General features: G+C 67.5%; 15 protein-coding genes and 1 tRNA gene. 8 read left to right on the top strand and 8 right to left on the bottom strand.

The window, feature by feature from the left end:
- Window positions 1–5: 5 nt before the first annotated feature.
- Together glnA and MWU52_RS06425 are read right to left on the bottom strand one after the other, a co-directional pair.
- Window positions 6–1,412 carry a type I glutamate--ammonia ligase gene (gene glnA, locus MWU52_RS06430; RefSeq protein ID WP_246950416.1) on the bottom strand — a complete coding sequence of 469 codons (1,407 nt, stop codon included), beginning with the start codon at window positions 1,410–1,412 and terminating at the stop codon, window positions 6–8.
- Window positions 1,413–1,451: 39 nt separating this feature from the next.
- A complete protein-coding gene (locus tag MWU52_RS06425; protein ID WP_246950414.1) occupies window positions 1,452–1,790 on the bottom strand; it encodes a P-II family nitrogen regulator in 339 nt (112 codons plus the stop codon).
- Between the two features lie 154 nt (window positions 1,791–1,944).
- On the opposite strand from MWU52_RS06425, the gene MWU52_RS06420 reads away from it, so the two are divergent.
- Window positions 1,945–3,600, top strand: coding sequence for an NAD(P)H-hydrate dehydratase (locus MWU52_RS06420; protein WP_246950412.1), 1,656 nt, complete (start codon window positions 1,945–1,947; stop codon window positions 3,598–3,600).
- A 209-nt stretch (window positions 3,601–3,809) separates the two neighbouring features.
- Here MWU52_RS06420 and MWU52_RS06415 read toward each other — a convergent pair whose 3' ends face one another.
- Window positions 3,810–4,328 (bottom strand): Hint domain-containing protein, encoded by a 519-nt coding sequence (locus MWU52_RS06415; protein WP_246950411.1) that lies wholly within the window; start codon window positions 4,326–4,328, stop codon window positions 3,810–3,812.
- A gap of 135 nt (window positions 4,329–4,463) precedes the next feature.
- Between MWU52_RS06415 and MWU52_RS06410 the strand changes: the two genes are divergently transcribed.
- The 3 genes from MWU52_RS06410 to MWU52_RS06400 all read left to right on the top strand — a co-directional run bounded on the left by MWU52_RS06410 (window position 4,464) and on the right by MWU52_RS06400 (window position 6,279).
- A tRNA-Leu gene (locus MWU52_RS06410) sits at window positions 4,464–4,548 on the top strand.
- A gap of 59 nt (window positions 4,549–4,607) precedes the next feature.
- Complete coding sequence (locus tag MWU52_RS06405; RefSeq protein ID WP_246950408.1) at window positions 4,608–5,795, top strand: DUF4147 domain-containing protein; 1,188 nt, start codon at window positions 4,608–4,610, stop codon at window positions 5,793–5,795.
- A gap of 31 nt (window positions 5,796–5,826) precedes the next feature.
- On the top strand, window positions 5,827–6,279 hold the full coding sequence (locus tag MWU52_RS06400; RefSeq protein ID WP_246950407.1) for a DUF1499 domain-containing protein: 453 nt from the start codon (window positions 5,827–5,829) through the stop codon (window positions 6,277–6,279).
- 4 nt (window positions 6,280–6,283) lie between these two features.
- Here the strand turns inward: MWU52_RS06400 and MWU52_RS06395 are convergent, their stop codons facing one another.
- From MWU52_RS06395 to MWU52_RS06380, 4 genes are read right to left on the bottom strand one after another with little or no spacing between them, the layout of a single operon-like run.
- Window positions 6,284–7,312, bottom strand: coding sequence for an aldo/keto reductase (locus tag MWU52_RS06395; RefSeq protein WP_246950405.1), 1,029 nt, complete (start codon window positions 7,310–7,312; stop codon window positions 6,284–6,286).
- A gap of 57 nt (window positions 7,313–7,369) precedes the next feature.
- Window positions 7,370–8,155 carry an exodeoxyribonuclease III gene (gene xth, locus MWU52_RS06390; protein ID WP_246950403.1) on the bottom strand — a complete coding sequence of 262 codons (786 nt, stop codon included), beginning with the start codon at window positions 8,153–8,155 and terminating at the stop codon, window positions 7,370–7,372.
- Window positions 8,156–8,201: 46 nt separating this feature from the next.
- Entirely contained in the window at window positions 8,202–8,606 is a 405-nt protein-coding gene (locus MWU52_RS06385) for a hypothetical protein (protein ID WP_246950401.1), read from the bottom strand.
- Between the two features lie 37 nt (window positions 8,607–8,643).
- Window positions 8,644–9,846 (bottom strand): pyridoxal phosphate-dependent aminotransferase, encoded by a 1,203-nt coding sequence (locus tag MWU52_RS06380; protein WP_246950399.1) that lies wholly within the window; start codon window positions 9,844–9,846, stop codon window positions 8,644–8,646.
- Between the two features lie 75 nt (window positions 9,847–9,921).
- Between MWU52_RS06380 and MWU52_RS06375 the strand changes: the two genes are divergently transcribed.
- The 4 genes from MWU52_RS06375 to tig all read left to right on the top strand — a co-directional run bounded on the left by MWU52_RS06375 (window position 9,922) and on the right by tig (window position 12,656).
- Window positions 9,922–10,308 carry a helix-turn-helix transcriptional regulator gene (locus MWU52_RS06375; RefSeq protein WP_246950397.1) on the top strand — a complete coding sequence of 129 codons (387 nt, stop codon included), beginning with the start codon at window positions 9,922–9,924 and terminating at the stop codon, window positions 10,306–10,308.
- Window positions 10,305–10,568: a succinate dehydrogenase assembly factor 2 gene (locus MWU52_RS06370; RefSeq protein WP_246950395.1), complete on the top strand. Its 264-nt coding sequence runs from the start codon at window positions 10,305–10,307 to the stop codon at window positions 10,566–10,568. The genes MWU52_RS06375 and MWU52_RS06370 overlap by 4 nt, the downstream gene beginning before the upstream one ends.
- Window positions 10,569–10,657: 89 nt before the next feature.
- Window positions 10,658–11,155: a winged helix DNA-binding protein gene (locus MWU52_RS06365; protein ID WP_246950393.1), complete on the top strand. Its 498-nt coding sequence runs from the start codon at window positions 10,658–10,660 to the stop codon at window positions 11,153–11,155.
- A gap of 175 nt (window positions 11,156–11,330) precedes the next feature.
- Window positions 11,331–12,656 carry a trigger factor gene (gene tig, locus MWU52_RS06360; RefSeq protein WP_246950392.1) on the top strand — a complete coding sequence of 442 codons (1,326 nt, stop codon included), beginning with the start codon at window positions 11,331–11,333 and terminating at the stop codon, window positions 12,654–12,656.
- 75 nt (window positions 12,657–12,731) lie between these two features.
- Here the strand turns inward: tig and MWU52_RS06355 are convergent, their stop codons facing one another.
- Window positions 12,732–13,922 (bottom strand): PQQ-dependent sugar dehydrogenase, encoded by a 1,191-nt coding sequence (locus tag MWU52_RS06355; protein WP_246952784.1) that lies wholly within the window; start codon window positions 13,920–13,922, stop codon window positions 12,732–12,734.
- Window positions 13,923–13,938 lie beyond the last annotated feature (16 nt).

Below are 13,938 nucleotides of genomic sequence, written 5' to 3'. Positions count from 1 at the left end.
CGGGATCAGCAGGAATAGTAGAGCTGATACTCGATCGGGTGGGGCGTGTGCTCATAGGCGTGCACCTCGCCCCATTTCAGCTCCATGTAGCCGTCGATCTGGTCGCGGGTGAACACGTCGCCGGCCAGCAGGAACTCGTGATCCTTCTCCAGTTCCTCCAGCGCCTCGCGCAGGCTGCCGCAGACCGTGGGGATGGAAGCAAGCTCCTCCGGGGGCAGGTCGTAAAGATCCTTGTCGGACGGCTCGCCCGGGTGGATCTTGTTCTTGATCCCGTCGAGGCCGGCCATCAGCAGCGCCGCGAATGCCAGGTAGGGGTTCGCCGCCGGGTCGGGGAAGCGGGCCTCGACGCGCTTGGCCTTGGGGCTCTCGGTCCACGGGATGCGCACGCAGCCCGAGCGGTTGCGCGCGGAATAGGCGCGCAGCACCGGCGCCTCGAAACCCGGGATCAGGCGCTTGTAGCTGTTGGTCGCCGGGTTCGTGAACGCGTTCAACGCCTTGGCGTGCTTCAGGATGCCGCCGATGAAATACAGCGCCTCCATCGACAGGTCGGCATATTGGTCGCCGGCGAAGAGCGGCTTGCCGTCCTTCCAGATCGACATGTTGACATGCATGCCGGTGCCGTTGTCGCCCGCAATGGGCTTGGGCATGAACGTGGCCGACTTGCCATAGGCGTGGGCCACGTTGTGGATCACGTATTTGTACTTCTGGATCTCGTCGGCCTGCTTGGTCAGCGAGCTGAAGATCAGGCCGAGTTCGTGCTGGCAGGACGCGACCTCGTGGTGGTGCTTGTCGACCTTCATGCCCATGCGCTTCATCGTCGAGAGCATCTCGGAGCGAAGGTCCTGGGAGGCATCGGTCGGGTTGACGGGGAAGTAGCCGCCCTTGACGCCGGGCCGGTGGCCCATGTTGCCCATCTCGTATTCGCTGTCGGTGTTCCAGGCCGCATCGGCCGCGTCGACCTCGAACGAGACCTTGTTCATGGTGTTCGAGAAACGGACGTCGTCGAACAGGAAGAACTCCGCCTCGGGGCCGAAATAGGCCGCGTCGCCGATACCGGACGCCTGCAGATAGGCCTCGGCCTTCTCGGCGGTCGCGCGCGGGTCGCGGTCATAGGCCTCGCCGGTGTCGGGCTCCGAGATGGAGCAGTGCACGCACAGCGTCTTCTCGGCGTAGAACGGGTCGAGATAGGCGCTTTCGGTGTCGGGCATCAGCTTCATGTCCGACTGGTCAATCGACTTCCACCCGGCGATGGACGAGCCGTCGAACATGAAGCCCTCCTCCAGGAAGTCCTCGTCGACCAGATCGGCGATGATGGTCACGTGCTGCAGCTTGCCGCGCGGGTCGGTGAAGCGGATGTCGACGTATTCGACCTCCTCGTCCTTGATCAGCTTGAGAACGGACGCGTTGCTCATTGGTTTCCCCTTCGTGGTATGTGTCCGGTGCGTGATTGTTCAGATGGCGTCGTCGCCGGTCTCGCCGGTGCGGATGCGGATGACCTGTTCGACGGGCGAGACGAAGATCTTTCCGTCGCCGATCTTGTCGGTGCGCGCCGCTTCGATGATCGCCTCGATGGCCTGTTCGACCAGATCGTCGGGCAGGATCACCTCGATCTTCACCTTGGGCAGGAAATCGACGACGTATTCGGCACCGCGATAGAGTTCGGTATGACCCTTCTGGCGTCCGAAGCCCTTCACCTCGGTGACGGACAGGCCCTGGATGCCGATGTCCTGCAACGCCTCCTTCACCTCGTCCAGTTTGAACGGCTTGATGATGGCTTCGATCTTCTTCATCGCATCCCTCCCGCGGCGTCCCGGGTGACTTCGCAGGCTGGACCGGGGGGGGCAATCGCGTAAGGATCGGCCGGCACCCGGCAGACGGCCAAATCCGGGCGGGCTGTCGCCGATTTGGGCGAAGCGCCTCTTTCTTGTGCAGACGGAGAATCCCATGTCCGATGCCCTTTTGACCGCCGCCCAGATGCGTGCCCTCGAACGCGCGGCCATCGACTCGGGCGCGGTCACCGGATCCTGGTTGATGGAGCGTGCGGGAGAGGGGGTCGTCGCGGCGATCGAGGCGGAATGGCCCGATCTCGCCACCGTACCGGACCGTGCCGTCGTGTTCTGCGGGCCGGGCAACAACGGCGGCGACGGATTCGTCGTGGCGCGGCTGCTGTGCTGGAGGGGCTGGAAGGTCGAGGTGTTCCTGTACGGGGCAGCCGATAAGCTGCCCCCCGATGCGCGTGCCAACTATGAGCGCTGGATGGAGAACGGGAATGTCCGCCCGCTGCCTGGTCCACCGGACGATCCGGCTGAATACGTCACCGACGCAGAGAGCTTTCCGGACACCGCCGCAGCCCTCTGGATCGACGCGGTGTTCGGGATCGGCCAAAGCCGTGCGCTTCCGCCGGCGGTCGCAGGAATAGTGAAACTCCGCGAGCGTATCCCGCTCGACCGGCGCCCCCGGTTGGTCTGCATCGACGTTCCGTCCGGTCTGAACTCCGACACGGGGATGCCCTTGGGCGAGCAGGTCTTCGATGCCGACCTGACCGTCACCTTTCATACGCGCAAGCCGGGTCATGTGCTGGCCCTGGGGCCGCAACGCTGCGGTCGCCTCCACGTGGCCGACATCGGGTTGGCGAGGGCGCAGGTCGCGATGGACCACGGCCCGTCCGATATCGGGGAAGGGGCAGGGGGCCGGATCCTTCTGGCACCGACGGTGCGGCAGATCCGTGCCGGTCGGGGGGCCGATGTTTCGTATCCCGCTTTGGCCGAAATCCTGAAATCCACCGGCCACAAATACGATCACGGGCATGCCCTGATCCTGACGGGAGGGGCGGGTCGCACGGGGGCGGCCCGTCTGGCCGCGCGGGCGGCGCTGCGCATCGGGGCGGGGCTTGTCACGCTTGCGGCACCCGGCGCGGCGATGATGGAATGCGCCACGCAGATCACCGCGCTGATGCTGCGTCGATGCGATGACGCCGCGGCGCTGTCGGACCTGCTGGACGATGGCCGGCTGAACGCGCTTTGCCTCGGCCCGGGGCTTGGCACGCATGACGGGGCCGGGGCCCTTGTCGCGACGACCGTCGCGTCCGGACGGGCCTGCGTGCTCGACGCCGACGCGCTGACGCTTCTCGCGCGGCGCGACGACTGGGACCTGCATCCCGCCTGCGTCCTTACCCCGCATGCGGGCGAGTTCGCGCGCCTGTTCCCCGACATCGCCGAACGCCTGCGTGACGACGTGGCCGGATATTCCAAGATCGACGCCACCCGCGATGCGGCGGCGCGGGCGGGTTGCACCGTGCTGTTCAAGGGCCCGGATACCGTCATCGCCGACGCGGCGGGGACGGCTTTCGTCAACGCGGCGGTCTACGCGCGCGCGGCCCCCTGGCTCGCCACCGCAGGCACGGGCGATGTTCTGGCCGGGATGGTTGCGGGGCTGCTGGCGCGCGGTCTGCCACCCTTGTCCGCCGCCACGAGTGCCGCCTGGCTGCATGTCGAGGCCGCGCGCGCGTTCGGCCCCGGACTGATTGCCGAGGACCTGCCGGAGATGTTGCCGCAGGTCCTGCGCGATCTGGATCGTCCGCCTGAACCGGACCGCGCCTGACCATGGGCGCTCGTTCATCGAATGCGATTTGCGACCGGAATGCCGATGCGGCAGTCCTGCGAAGGTCGGCGCGCAAACCCCTTCTGTGGGGCCGCCCCCATCTGCCCGAGCTGGCGGCGGCGTCGGACGATACCGCGCAGACGACGTGAAAGGGCCCGACCGCCATCGCGACCGGGCCCGCCGAAGTGAAGTCGTTGGACCTCGAACTGCTAGTCTTCGCCGTCGACCATTTCGACGACCCCGGTTTCCGTCCGGCCGGTCGGCATCTCCAACCCGTTCGCATAGATCGTGAGCGGTGCGTCGAACGTCAGACGATAGAATTCTGCATTGCCGAAAGCCGCGATCTGTCGTCCGTCGGCCAAGCGGCACGCGGGGACGAGGGCGGCACCCATGTCGAACAGGGCCTCGGCCCGCCAATCGCGGACGGTAACGTGCTGGCAAGCCGTAACTGTCGTGTGCCGTTCCGGCCGCCCGAGGCCGAGGCTGTCGGTGCGGATGGCGCAGGCCGGCGCGGTCAGGCGTTGGACGCCCGTCAGAACGGCCATGCCGCGTTCGCGTGTGGCGATGCGGTCGCCGGAGGTCAGCGCCTCGACCGGGATTTCGCCGCGCGCGGTCCGTATGACGGTGCCGCCTGCGATGCCGCCCTTGAACGATCGGGGGGCGGCCATGACGGGCGCGGCGCCCGTGCGTGCGAGCGACTCGGCATTCTGGCGAAGCTGGACGGCCATGGCGGTGACTCCGAACTGATGACAGGGCTGGCAGTACGGCATTCCTGCGCGTCGAATGCGGCGTGATCTTGGCGGGTGCGGGGACTCTTCGCGGCCCTTCCGATCCGATTTGCATGGTGCTATGGCCCGCTACGGGCGGGTGTGGCGGAACTGGTAGACGCACCAGATTTAGGTTCTGGCGCCGCGAGGCGTGGGGGTTCGAGTCCCTTCACCCGCACCACCGTCCCCTCCGGGGCCGGGACCGGACGGGGTCATCGGGGCGCCCCATTCGAGGGGGCAATGCGCGACGAGCTTATCGACATCTTCAAGGCAGGCCTGGCCCGCGCCGAGCCTGCCGCCGCCGTGTCGGCTGCCCTTTCGGACGTCTCGCGCCCGAATGCGATCCTGGCGTTGGGCAAGGCGGCGCTGGCAATGACGGAACCGGCACGCGACGCCTTTCCCGACGTGCCCTGCCTCGCGGTGACGAATGCCGAGAACGCCCGCGATCTGGCCGGCGTGCACGTCATGATCGGCGGACACCCCGTTCCGGATGACGGCTCGCTCGCCGCCGGTGAAGCGATGCTGACGGCCGCAGCGCAGGCGCGCAGGCGGATCCTCGCGCTGATCTCGGGCGGGGGGTCGGCGCTGGCCGTGGCGCCGGTCGCGGCCGTCACCCTGGCCGACAAGGCGGAGGTGTCCCGGCTGCTGCTCGGGGCGGGGCTGGATATCGGCGCGATGAACCTGGTGCGCCAGAACCTGAGCCGCCTGAAGGGGGGCGGGTTGGCCCGGGCGGCCGGCCCCGGAGGTATCGAGGCGTTGATCCTGTCGGACGTCGTGGGTGACGATCCTGCGGCGATCGCGTCGGGGCCCACGGTGCCGCCGCTCGGTCCCCCGGCGGCGGCGAAGGACCTGCTGGTTCGGCATGGCCTTTGGGACAGGATGCCGGAAAGCTGTCGCATGGCACTTTCCCGGCCACCACCGCCGACCACGCCCGAGGGCCGTCTGCGTCTGATCGGGTCGAACCGTCTGTCGGTGCTGGCCATGGCGGCGGCCGCGCCGGACGCGACGGTGGCTTCCGATCCGTTGGAAGGCGATGTCGCCGATGCGGCGGCGCGGGTCGCGACCGCCGCGCGGGCCGGTCCGGGAACGACGCTGTGGGGGGGCGAGACGACGGTGATCCTGCGCGGCGACGGGCGCGGGGGGCGCAATCAGGAACTGGCCCTGCGGGTAGCCTGTGCGTTGCGGGACATCGGGCGGCCGTGGACCTTCCTGTCGGGCGGGACGGACGGCCGCGACGGGCCGACCGACGCCGCCGGCGCCGTGGTCGATGACGGCACGCTGGACCGGATCGCCGCGGCCGGGCACGACGTCGCGGCAGGGCTCGCGCGGAACGACAGCTATCCGATGCTCGCCGCCGCGGGCGATCTGCTGATCACGGGCGGGACGGGCACGAACGTCGCCGATCTGCAGATCCTTCGGATGGGGTGACAGCGGCCACCCGCGTGCTACCTGCGGCACCATGATACGCCGAACCCTCCTCGTCGCGCTGGGCGCGGCCGCCGCGCTGCCGCAGGGTTTTCGCCGCGCGCGCATGCCTCCCGATATCTGGCACGTCGATCCGTTCGACGGGACACGCACCGGGCGGTCGAACGACTATCTGGTGGCCGATGGCGGCGACCGCCCGCCGGCGGTATCGCCGATTGCGCCGCTGGACCTGATGCGCCGCCTCGACAAGGCGGCGATGGCCGAGCCCGGAACGGAGCGCATCGCGGGCACGCCGGACGATCTGTGGGTCACCTATGTCCAGCGGTCGCGTCTCATGGGTTTTCCCGACGCGATCTCCGTCCGCGCGATGGCGGATGGCACGGGCAGCCGGATGGCCATATTCTCGCGGTCGCGGTTCGGTCAGTCGGATCTGGGTGTCAACGCCGCCCGCGTCGAACGGTGGCTGGCGGCGCTGCCGGTGGGCTGACGCGTCAGTAGGGCAGGGGGTGGGCCTTGTTGAGGTCGTCCATCGCCGCGATCAACTCCTCCGACAACGCCATGTCCTGCGCCTCGAGGCCGTGGGCCAGTTGCGCCGTCGTCGTGGCGCCCAAGATCGCCGAACAGGCGAAGGGCCGGGTCTGAAGCCAGGACAGGGCCATGTGGACGGGGTCGATCCCGTGTTCGCGCGCCAGGTCCAGATAGGCCCCGGTCGTCGGCTCGACCCGGTCGGTCCACCGCCCGCCCAGCCCTTCGTTGATCGACTTGCGCGACCCCGCCGGCACGCGACCGCCCTGGTACTTGCCGGTGAGGATGCCCGCGGCCAGCGGCGAGAAGGCCAGCATCGTGACCTGTTCATGCGCCATCATCTCGGTCAGGTCGGTGTCGGCCAGGCGGCAGAGGAGCGAGTATTCGTTCTGGATCGACATCGGCCGGACGGGGCCGTCGCCCGATAGCCGCAGCCACTGATCCATGCCCCAGGTCGACTCGTTGGACAGGCCGAAAGCGCGGATCGTGCCGCGCGCGATCTCGCGTTCCAGGGCGCCGGTGCAGTCCGCGAGGTTCTGGAGGATCGCGTCGCGCTCGCCCTCGGGGCGATAGGACCAGTATTTGCGGAACTGGAAGGACCCCCGGTTGGGCCAGTGGAACTGGTACAGGTCGATGGCGTCGCTCTGCAATCGGCGCAGCGATCCCTCGATCGCCTCGGGGATGCTCTCGGCCGTGATCGGTGCGCCGCCACGGGCCGAGGACCCTTCGCCGGAATGTTTCGTTGCGATGCGTATCCGCCCGCCATTGCCGCGCCCGACCCAATTGCCGATGATCTCCTCGGTCCGACCCAGCGTCTCGGGACGGACGGGGTTCACGGGATACATCTCGGCGGTGTCCAGCCAGGTAACGCCCGCCTCCACCGCCATGTCGATCTGGGCGTGGGCGTCGGCCTCGGGGGTCTGCGTGCCGAAGGTCATGGTGCCGAGCATGATCTCGGAAATCGTGTCGTGTCGTCCTAGGGGCACTTGGCGCATCGGAGGCTCCGGTTCGGTTCTAGTTTCGGATGGGACGGGGGCGACGCGGCCCGGACGTCAGATGTCGAGGTCCAGCCAGACCGGCACGTGGTCGGACGGCTTGTCGCGCCCCCGCATCTCGGCCTGGATGGTGCAATCGCGCATCCGGTCGGCAACCCAGGGCGATAGCAGGAAGTGGTCGATCCGCAGGCCGTGGTTCCGGTCCCAGGCGCCGGCCTGATAGTCCCAGAAGGAATAATGTCCGGGCTGGCCCGGGTGGCGCGCGCGGAATGCCTCCGTCAGGCCGAGGTTGATCAGCCGGCGCCAGGCCGCACGCGTGTCGGGCAGCATCAAGGCATCGTCGCGCATCACCTCGGGCCGGGCGACGTCGATGTCCTCGGGGATGACGTTGAAGTCGCCGGTCATCAGGAACGGGACCTCCTCGGCCAGAAGCTCGCGCGCCCGCGCCTCCAGCCGCGCCATCCAGGCCAGCTTGTAGTCGTATTTCGGCCCCGGCGCCGGGTTGCCATTGGGCAGGTACAGGCCGCAGATGCGGACCGCACCCGCATCGCCGATCACGGTCCCCTCGATATAGCGGGCCTGTTCGTCGTCGGCGTCGCCGGGCAGGCCGCGGGACACATCCTCCAGCGGTTTCTTGGACAGGAGGGCGACGCCGTTGAACCCCTTCTGCCCGTGCAGGTGCAGGTCGTAGCCCGCATCCTCGGCCACCTCGCGCGGGAAGGCGTCGTCGATGGATTTGATCTCCTGCAGGACGGCGACGTCCGGGGCATCCGCGCGCAGCCATTCGGCCACCGTGCCGTAGCGGGCCTTGATCCCGTTCACGTTGTAGGTCGCGATCTTCATGGCGGCGTTCCTTGTGCCAGCGGTGTTCGGGGCGTCTGAGGCAGTCCTAGTCGTCCAGCACCCGGTCGGCCCGCTTGCGCACCAGCACCGTTCGCAAGTCGTGCATCGCCATCAACAGGCGATCGGTCACCGCCTCCAGCTGCGCGTCGGTGGCCCGCGATTGGGCCCAGTGCGCGGTCAGGTTCAGGGTGTCGATCGCCCGGTCGATCTCATCCAGCTCGCGGGCGGCCAGCGTGGCCTGTCGCGCGGCCATCCAGTTTTCGATTGCCTGTCTGTCGGCCTCGGTCAGTTCGGTCGTGCCCTGCGGTTTCACCTGACCGTTGTTGACGTTGACGGTGGCGATCTGGTCCAGTTCCAGCCGCTGTTGACGGTTCTCGGCATCGACGCGGAAGACGATGGCGCCGTTCTCCTTGACGCGGAAGTAGTAGGGGGGAAGGCCGCCGGCGGTCACGGCGCCACCCTGCGCACCGCCATCGGACCGCGGCGGATCACGACAACCCCTCGCAGAACCGCCGGATGCGCGCGCAGGCGTCCTCGAGTGCTTCGTCGGAGGTTGCGTAGCTGACCCGGAAATGCGGGCTGAGGCCGAAGGCCGCGCCGAACACGACGGCCACGCCCTCCTCCTCCAGCAGGGCGGTGGCGAAGGTCTCGTCGTTGGTGATCCGGGTTCCGCCCGCCGTCGTCTTGCCGATGCATCCCGCGATCGACGGATAGACGTAGAACGCGCCTTCGGGGACCGGACATTCGATGCCCGGACAGGCATTCAGGCCCGCCACGACCAGGTCGCGTCGCCGGCGGAAGGTCGCGTTGTTGGGTTCGATGAAATCCTGCGGGCCGTTCAGCGCCTCGACCGCCGCCCATTGCGAGATGGAGCAGGGGTTGGACGTCGATTGCGACTGGATCTTGCGCATGGCCTTGATCAGGTCCTCGGGTCCGCCGGCATAGCCGATGCGCCAGCCGGTCATCGCATAGGCCTTGGAGACGCCGTTCACCGTCAGCGTCCGGTCCTTCAGGCCCGGCTCGACCTGCGCCGGCGTAGCGAATTCGAACCCGTCGAAGACCAGATGTTCGTACATATCGTCCGTCAGCGTCCAGACATGGTCGTGACGCATCAGCACGTCGGTCAGCGCCTTCAGTTCTGCCGCGGTATAGCCCGCACCGGTGGGGTTCGACGGCGAGTTGAAGATGATCCACTTGGTCCGGGGCGTGATCGCCGCCTCGAGCGCGTCCGGCGTCAGCTTGAACCCGGTCTCGATCCCCGCCTCGACGATCACGGGTTTCCCGCCGGCCAGCAGCACCATGTCGGGATAGCTGACCCAGTAGGGCGCGGGGACGATTACCTCGTCGCCCGGGTTCAGCGTCGCCATGAAGGCGTTGTATAGGACCTGTTTGCCGCCCGTCCCGACGGTGATCTGCCCCATGTCATAATCCAGGCCGTTGTCGCGGGCGAACTTGTCGCGGATGGCCTGCTTCAATTCCGGAATGCCGTCCACGGCCGTGTACTTGGTCCGCCCTTCGGCGATCGCGCGCGCGCCGGCATCCTTGACGTTCTGCGGCGTGTCGAAATCCGGCTCGCCGGCGCCCAGGCCGATGACGTCGCGGCCGGCGGCCTTCATCTCCTGCGCCTTGGTCGTGACCGCGATGGTGGGCGACGGCTTCACGCGGGACAGGGTGTCGGACAGGAACGCCATTGGGTCGGTCTCCGGGTTGGCAGCGGGTCGGACCCGTCCTAGGTTGCGCGCATCCAGCAATCAAGGAGCGTCGCGATGACCGATACCGCCGAATCCGTCGACTGGTACGACCCCGCGTCCACAACGTTCGGCGACCGACTGACCGGCGCGCGCGAGGCCGCGGGCCTGGAGGTCGAGGAACTGGCCGAGCGACTGGGCGTGAAGTCCAAGACCATTCGTGCATGGGAGGCCGACCGGACGGAGCCGCGCGCCAACCGCGTCTCGATGCTGGCGGGGCTGACCAACGTGTCGCTCGTCTGGCTGATGACGGGTGTGGGCGACGGCCCGGCGGTCAGCCCGTCGATGCGCGACGGCGACCTTCTGGCCGAGGTGGAGCGAATGCGCCGCGACGCGTCGCAGCTGACGGACCGGCTGCGTACGCTTGAAGGACGGCTGCGCGCGCGGCTGGACGGCGAGGCGTGACGGCGACCGATCCGCGGCTGAAGCGCCTGCGCATCCGTGCCTGGCGTCGCGGTATCAAGGAGATGGACCTGATCCTGGGCGGATATGCCGACGCCGAACTTGACCGGATGGACGAAGGGCAGGTCGCGCTCTTCGAGGCCGTGCTGGGCGAGAACGACCACGACCTCTTCGCCTGGGTCACGGGTCAGGCGGAGCCGCCGGTACGGTTCGCCCCCCTGATGGCCGAGCTGTCACGCAGGGTTCCCGGCATCGCCCGCTGATCGACATATTTTTTCTATAGCGTTTAACGAAATCGCAGGAATTTCCGGGTCTAACCCTCTCATCGACATCGAGAGAGCAGGGCGACCGCATGAGCCGACTGGAGAATTTTCAAACCCGCAACCAGCCGGACTTCATGTCCGGCTACCTGGATGCCCTGACCTTGGTGGAACGTCTGCACCGACTTCTGCTGGACGTCATCAAGGACGAGTTCGAGCGTCTGGGCCTGCTCGAGATCAACTCGGTCCAGGGCCTGTTGCTGTTCAACATCGGCGACAACGAGGTGACCGCCGGCGAATTGAAGAGCCGCGGCTACTACCAGGGGTCCAACGTCAGCTACAACCTCAAGAAGCTGGTGGAGATGGGCTACATGCACCACCAGCGCTGCGAGATCGACCGTCGGGCCGTCCGCGTCCGCCTGACCGCCAAGGGACGCGAGGTGCGCGACGCCGTCGAGGCGCTGTTCGCCCGCCATGCCGACGGGATCCGCCATACCGGTGTCCTGTCCGATGCCGGCCTGGTGGAAATCGTGGGCACCCTGCGCCGGGTGGAGCGGTACTGGGCCGACCAGATCCGGTACATCTACTAGGGCTTCTTCCCGCCCCGGCGCCGCATGCCGCCGGGGCGGGGAAAGCCGCTTGCGCCCCGGCACCTCGGCAAATAGAGACGGCCTCGACTTGGACCCCGCCCATTCGGCGGGGCATTTTCGCATTTGCGGGCGACCGGACGGACCCGGCCGCAGGACAGCACGGAAGGATGATCCCATGCAGGTGACCGAGACCCTGAACGAAGGCCTCAAGCGCGGCTACACCATCAAGGTCCCCGCCGCCGATCTGGACGCCAAGGTGGACCAGAAGCTGGTCGAGGCGCAGCCCGAGATCGAGATGAAGGGGTTCCGCAAGGGCAAGGTTCCGATGGCCCTGCTGAAGAAGCAGTTCGGCCAGCGCCTGATGGGCGAGGCGATGCAGGAGAGCATCGACGGCGCGATGTCCAGGCATTTCGAGGATTCGGGCGACCGGCCCGCGATGCAGCCCAAGGTCGAGATGGCCAACCAGGACTGGAAGGCCGGCGACGATGTCGAGGTCGCGCTGTCCTACGAGGCGCTGCCCGACGTGCCGGAGGTCGATTTCTCGAATGTCGAGGTCGATCGCTTGACCGTGGAGCCAGCCGAGGCCGACATCCAGGAGGCGCTGGAGGGGTTGGCCGAGAACGCGCAGACCTTCGAGACCAAGAAGGGAAAGGCCGCCGATGGCGACCAAGTGGTCATCGATTTCGTCGGCAAGGTCGACGGCGAGGCGTTCGAGGGCGGAACGGCCGAGGATTATCCCCTCGTCCTCGGCTCGAACTCCTTCATTCCCGGCTTTGAGGAGCAACTGGTCGGAACGAAGGCCGGCGAGGAGAAGGCCGTCGAGGTCAGCTTCCCCGAGCAATACCAAGCCGAGCATCTGGCCGGCAAGGCCGCCGTCTTCGACTGCACCGTCAAGGAGGTGAAGAAGCCTGCCAAGGCCAAGATCGACGACGAGATGGCCAAGCAGTTCGGCGCCGAGGACCTCGATGCGCTAAAGGGTCAGATCTCCGAGCGGCTGCAGGCGGAATATCAGGGCGCGGCGCGCCAGGTCGTGAAGCGGCAGCTTCTGGACCAGCTCGACGGGCTGGTGACCTTCGACCTGCCGCCTTCGCTGGTCGATGCCGAAGCCCAGCAGATCGCGCACCAGCTATGGCACGAGGAGCATCCGGAGGTGCAGGGCCACGATCACGAGAAGATCGAGCCGACCGAGGAGCATCGCAAGCTGGCCGAGCGTCGCGTGCGCCTGGGCCTTCTGCTGGCCGAGCTGGGCCAGAAGGAGGGCGTCGAGGTCACCGATGCCGAGATGACGCAGGCCATCATGACGCAGGCGCGTCAGTATCCGGGCCAGGAGCGGGAGTTCTTCCAGTTCATCCAGCAGAACCAGCAGGCCCAGCAGCAACTGCGCGCGCCTTTGTTCGAGGACAAGGTGATCGACCTGATCCTCGACCGCGCCAAGGTCACGGAGAAGTCCGTCTCGAAAGAGGAGCTTCAGGCCGAGGTCGAGAAGCTCGAAGAAGCCTGAGATCGGATGATCTCACGGATGTCGGGGGCGCCTTTCGGGGCGCCCCTTTCGTTTGGCCCGTGTCCGTTGGCCGGATCAGCCCCCCGGCGCGACGCGAATGACGGCGCCGTTCTGGAAATCGGTGAGGATCAGGAACGTCCCGTCGGGCTGAACCTCCACATCGCGCACGCGACCGATATCGCGCAGCAGCCTCTCCTCCTCCACCACGAGGTCATCCGCGTTCAACGAAAGGCGGACCACCCCGCCGGGATAGAGCGACGAGGCGAGGATGTCGCCGTTCCAGTCCGCGAAGGCCTCGCCGGAATGGAAGGCCATTCCGCCCGGCGCGATCACCGGGTCCCAGAAATAGACGGGCTGTTCCATCCCTTCCTGCACGGCCTCCCCCGATCCGATGGGGCCGCCATTGTACTGTTCGCCATAGCTGATGACCGGCCAGCCGTAGTTCAGCCCCGGTTCGGGCCGGTTCAGCTCGTCCCCGCCCGCCGGCCCGTGTTCAATGGTCCAGAGCGTGCCGTCCGCGTCATAGGCCGCGCCCTGGATGTTTCGGTGACCCAGCGACCAGATGCTGTCGACGGCGTTCGGGTCGTCCACGAACGGATTGTCCGGCGGGATCGAGCCGTCGAGATTGACGCGGATGACCTTGCCGTAGGTCTTGTCCAGGTCCTGCGCATAGACGCGCGTTTCCATCGATGAGTGCTCGCCCGTGGTGATGACCGCCGTGCCGTCACCCGGAAACAGGATCCGGCTGCCGAAATGCTTGGCCGTGTCGTCCGGCGGGTCCTGGACGAAGATATCCTCGATCCCGTCCAGCGCCGTCATATCCTCGGACAACGCCCCCCGCGCGGCGGCGGTGGCCGACAGTCCGTCGCCCATCGGCTTGGCATAGGTCAGATAGATCATCCGGTCCTCGGCGAAGTTCGGGCCCAGCGCGACGTCCAGCAAGCCGCCCTGACCCTGGGCCAGCACTTCGGGCACGCCGGAGAGCGGGTCCGACATCGTGCCGTCCGGCGCGATATGGCGCAGCCGGCCGGCACGTTCGGTCACAAGCCAGCCGGCGTCCTCGGGCAGGGTCGCGATCCCCCAGGGATGGACCAGCCCGCCGGCCAGCGTCTCGGTCGTCAGGGACACATCGGATGAGACCAGTTCCGCCCGGAACTGTTCGGGAAAGGCGGGCGGGAAATCGGTGTTGCGCTCGCCCCAGGTGAAGAATTGGGCGAACGCCGCGGCGGGCATCAGGGCGAGGGTCAGGGCAAGGTAGCGCATCAGGGCCTCCGGAACAGGT

The organism is Jannaschia sp. S6380, assembly GCF_023015695.1.
GTDB lineage: Bacteria > Pseudomonadota > Alphaproteobacteria > Rhodobacterales > Rhodobacteraceae > Jannaschia.
Note: the sequence above shows the minus strand (reverse complement) of the source record. Positions and strands in the feature narration are given on the sequence as shown.

Bases quoted from the DNA above. Each gene is read 5' to 3' on its own strand.
- glnA (WP_246950416.1), bottom strand. From the start codon at position 1,412: ATGAGCAACGCGTCCGTTCTCAAGCTGATCAAGGACGAGGAGGTCGAA.
- MWU52_RS06425 (WP_246950414.1), bottom strand. From the start codon at position 1,790: ATGAAGAAGATCGAAGCCATCATCAAGCCGTTCAAACTGGACGAGGTG.
- MWU52_RS06420 (WP_246950412.1), top strand. From the start codon at position 1,945: ATGTCCGATGCCCTTTTGACCGCCGCCCAGATGCGTGCCCTCGAACGC.
- MWU52_RS06415 (WP_246950411.1), bottom strand. From the start codon at position 4,328: ATGGCCGTCCAGCTTCGCCAGAATGCCGAGTCGCTCGCACGCACGGGC.
- MWU52_RS06405 (WP_246950408.1), top strand. From the start codon at position 4,608: ATGCGCGACGAGCTTATCGACATCTTCAAGGCAGGCCTGGCCCGCGCC.
- MWU52_RS06400 (WP_246950407.1), top strand. From the start codon at position 5,827: ATGATACGCCGAACCCTCCTCGTCGCGCTGGGCGCGGCCGCCGCGCTG.
- MWU52_RS06395 (WP_246950405.1), bottom strand. From the start codon at position 7,312: ATGCGCCAAGTGCCCCTAGGACGACACGACACGATTTCCGAGATCATG.
- xth (WP_246950403.1), bottom strand. From the start codon at position 8,155: ATGAAGATCGCGACCTACAACGTGAACGGGATCAAGGCCCGCTACGGC.
- MWU52_RS06380 (WP_246950399.1), bottom strand. From the start codon at position 9,846: ATGGCGTTCCTGTCCGACACCCTGTCCCGCGTGAAGCCGTCGCCCACC.
- MWU52_RS06375 (WP_246950397.1), top strand. From the start codon at position 9,922: ATGACCGATACCGCCGAATCCGTCGACTGGTACGACCCCGCGTCCACA.
- MWU52_RS06365 (WP_246950393.1), top strand. From the start codon at position 10,658: ATGAGCCGACTGGAGAATTTTCAAACCCGCAACCAGCCGGACTTCATG.
- tig (WP_246950392.1), top strand. From the start codon at position 11,331: ATGCAGGTGACCGAGACCCTGAACGAAGGCCTCAAGCGCGGCTACACC.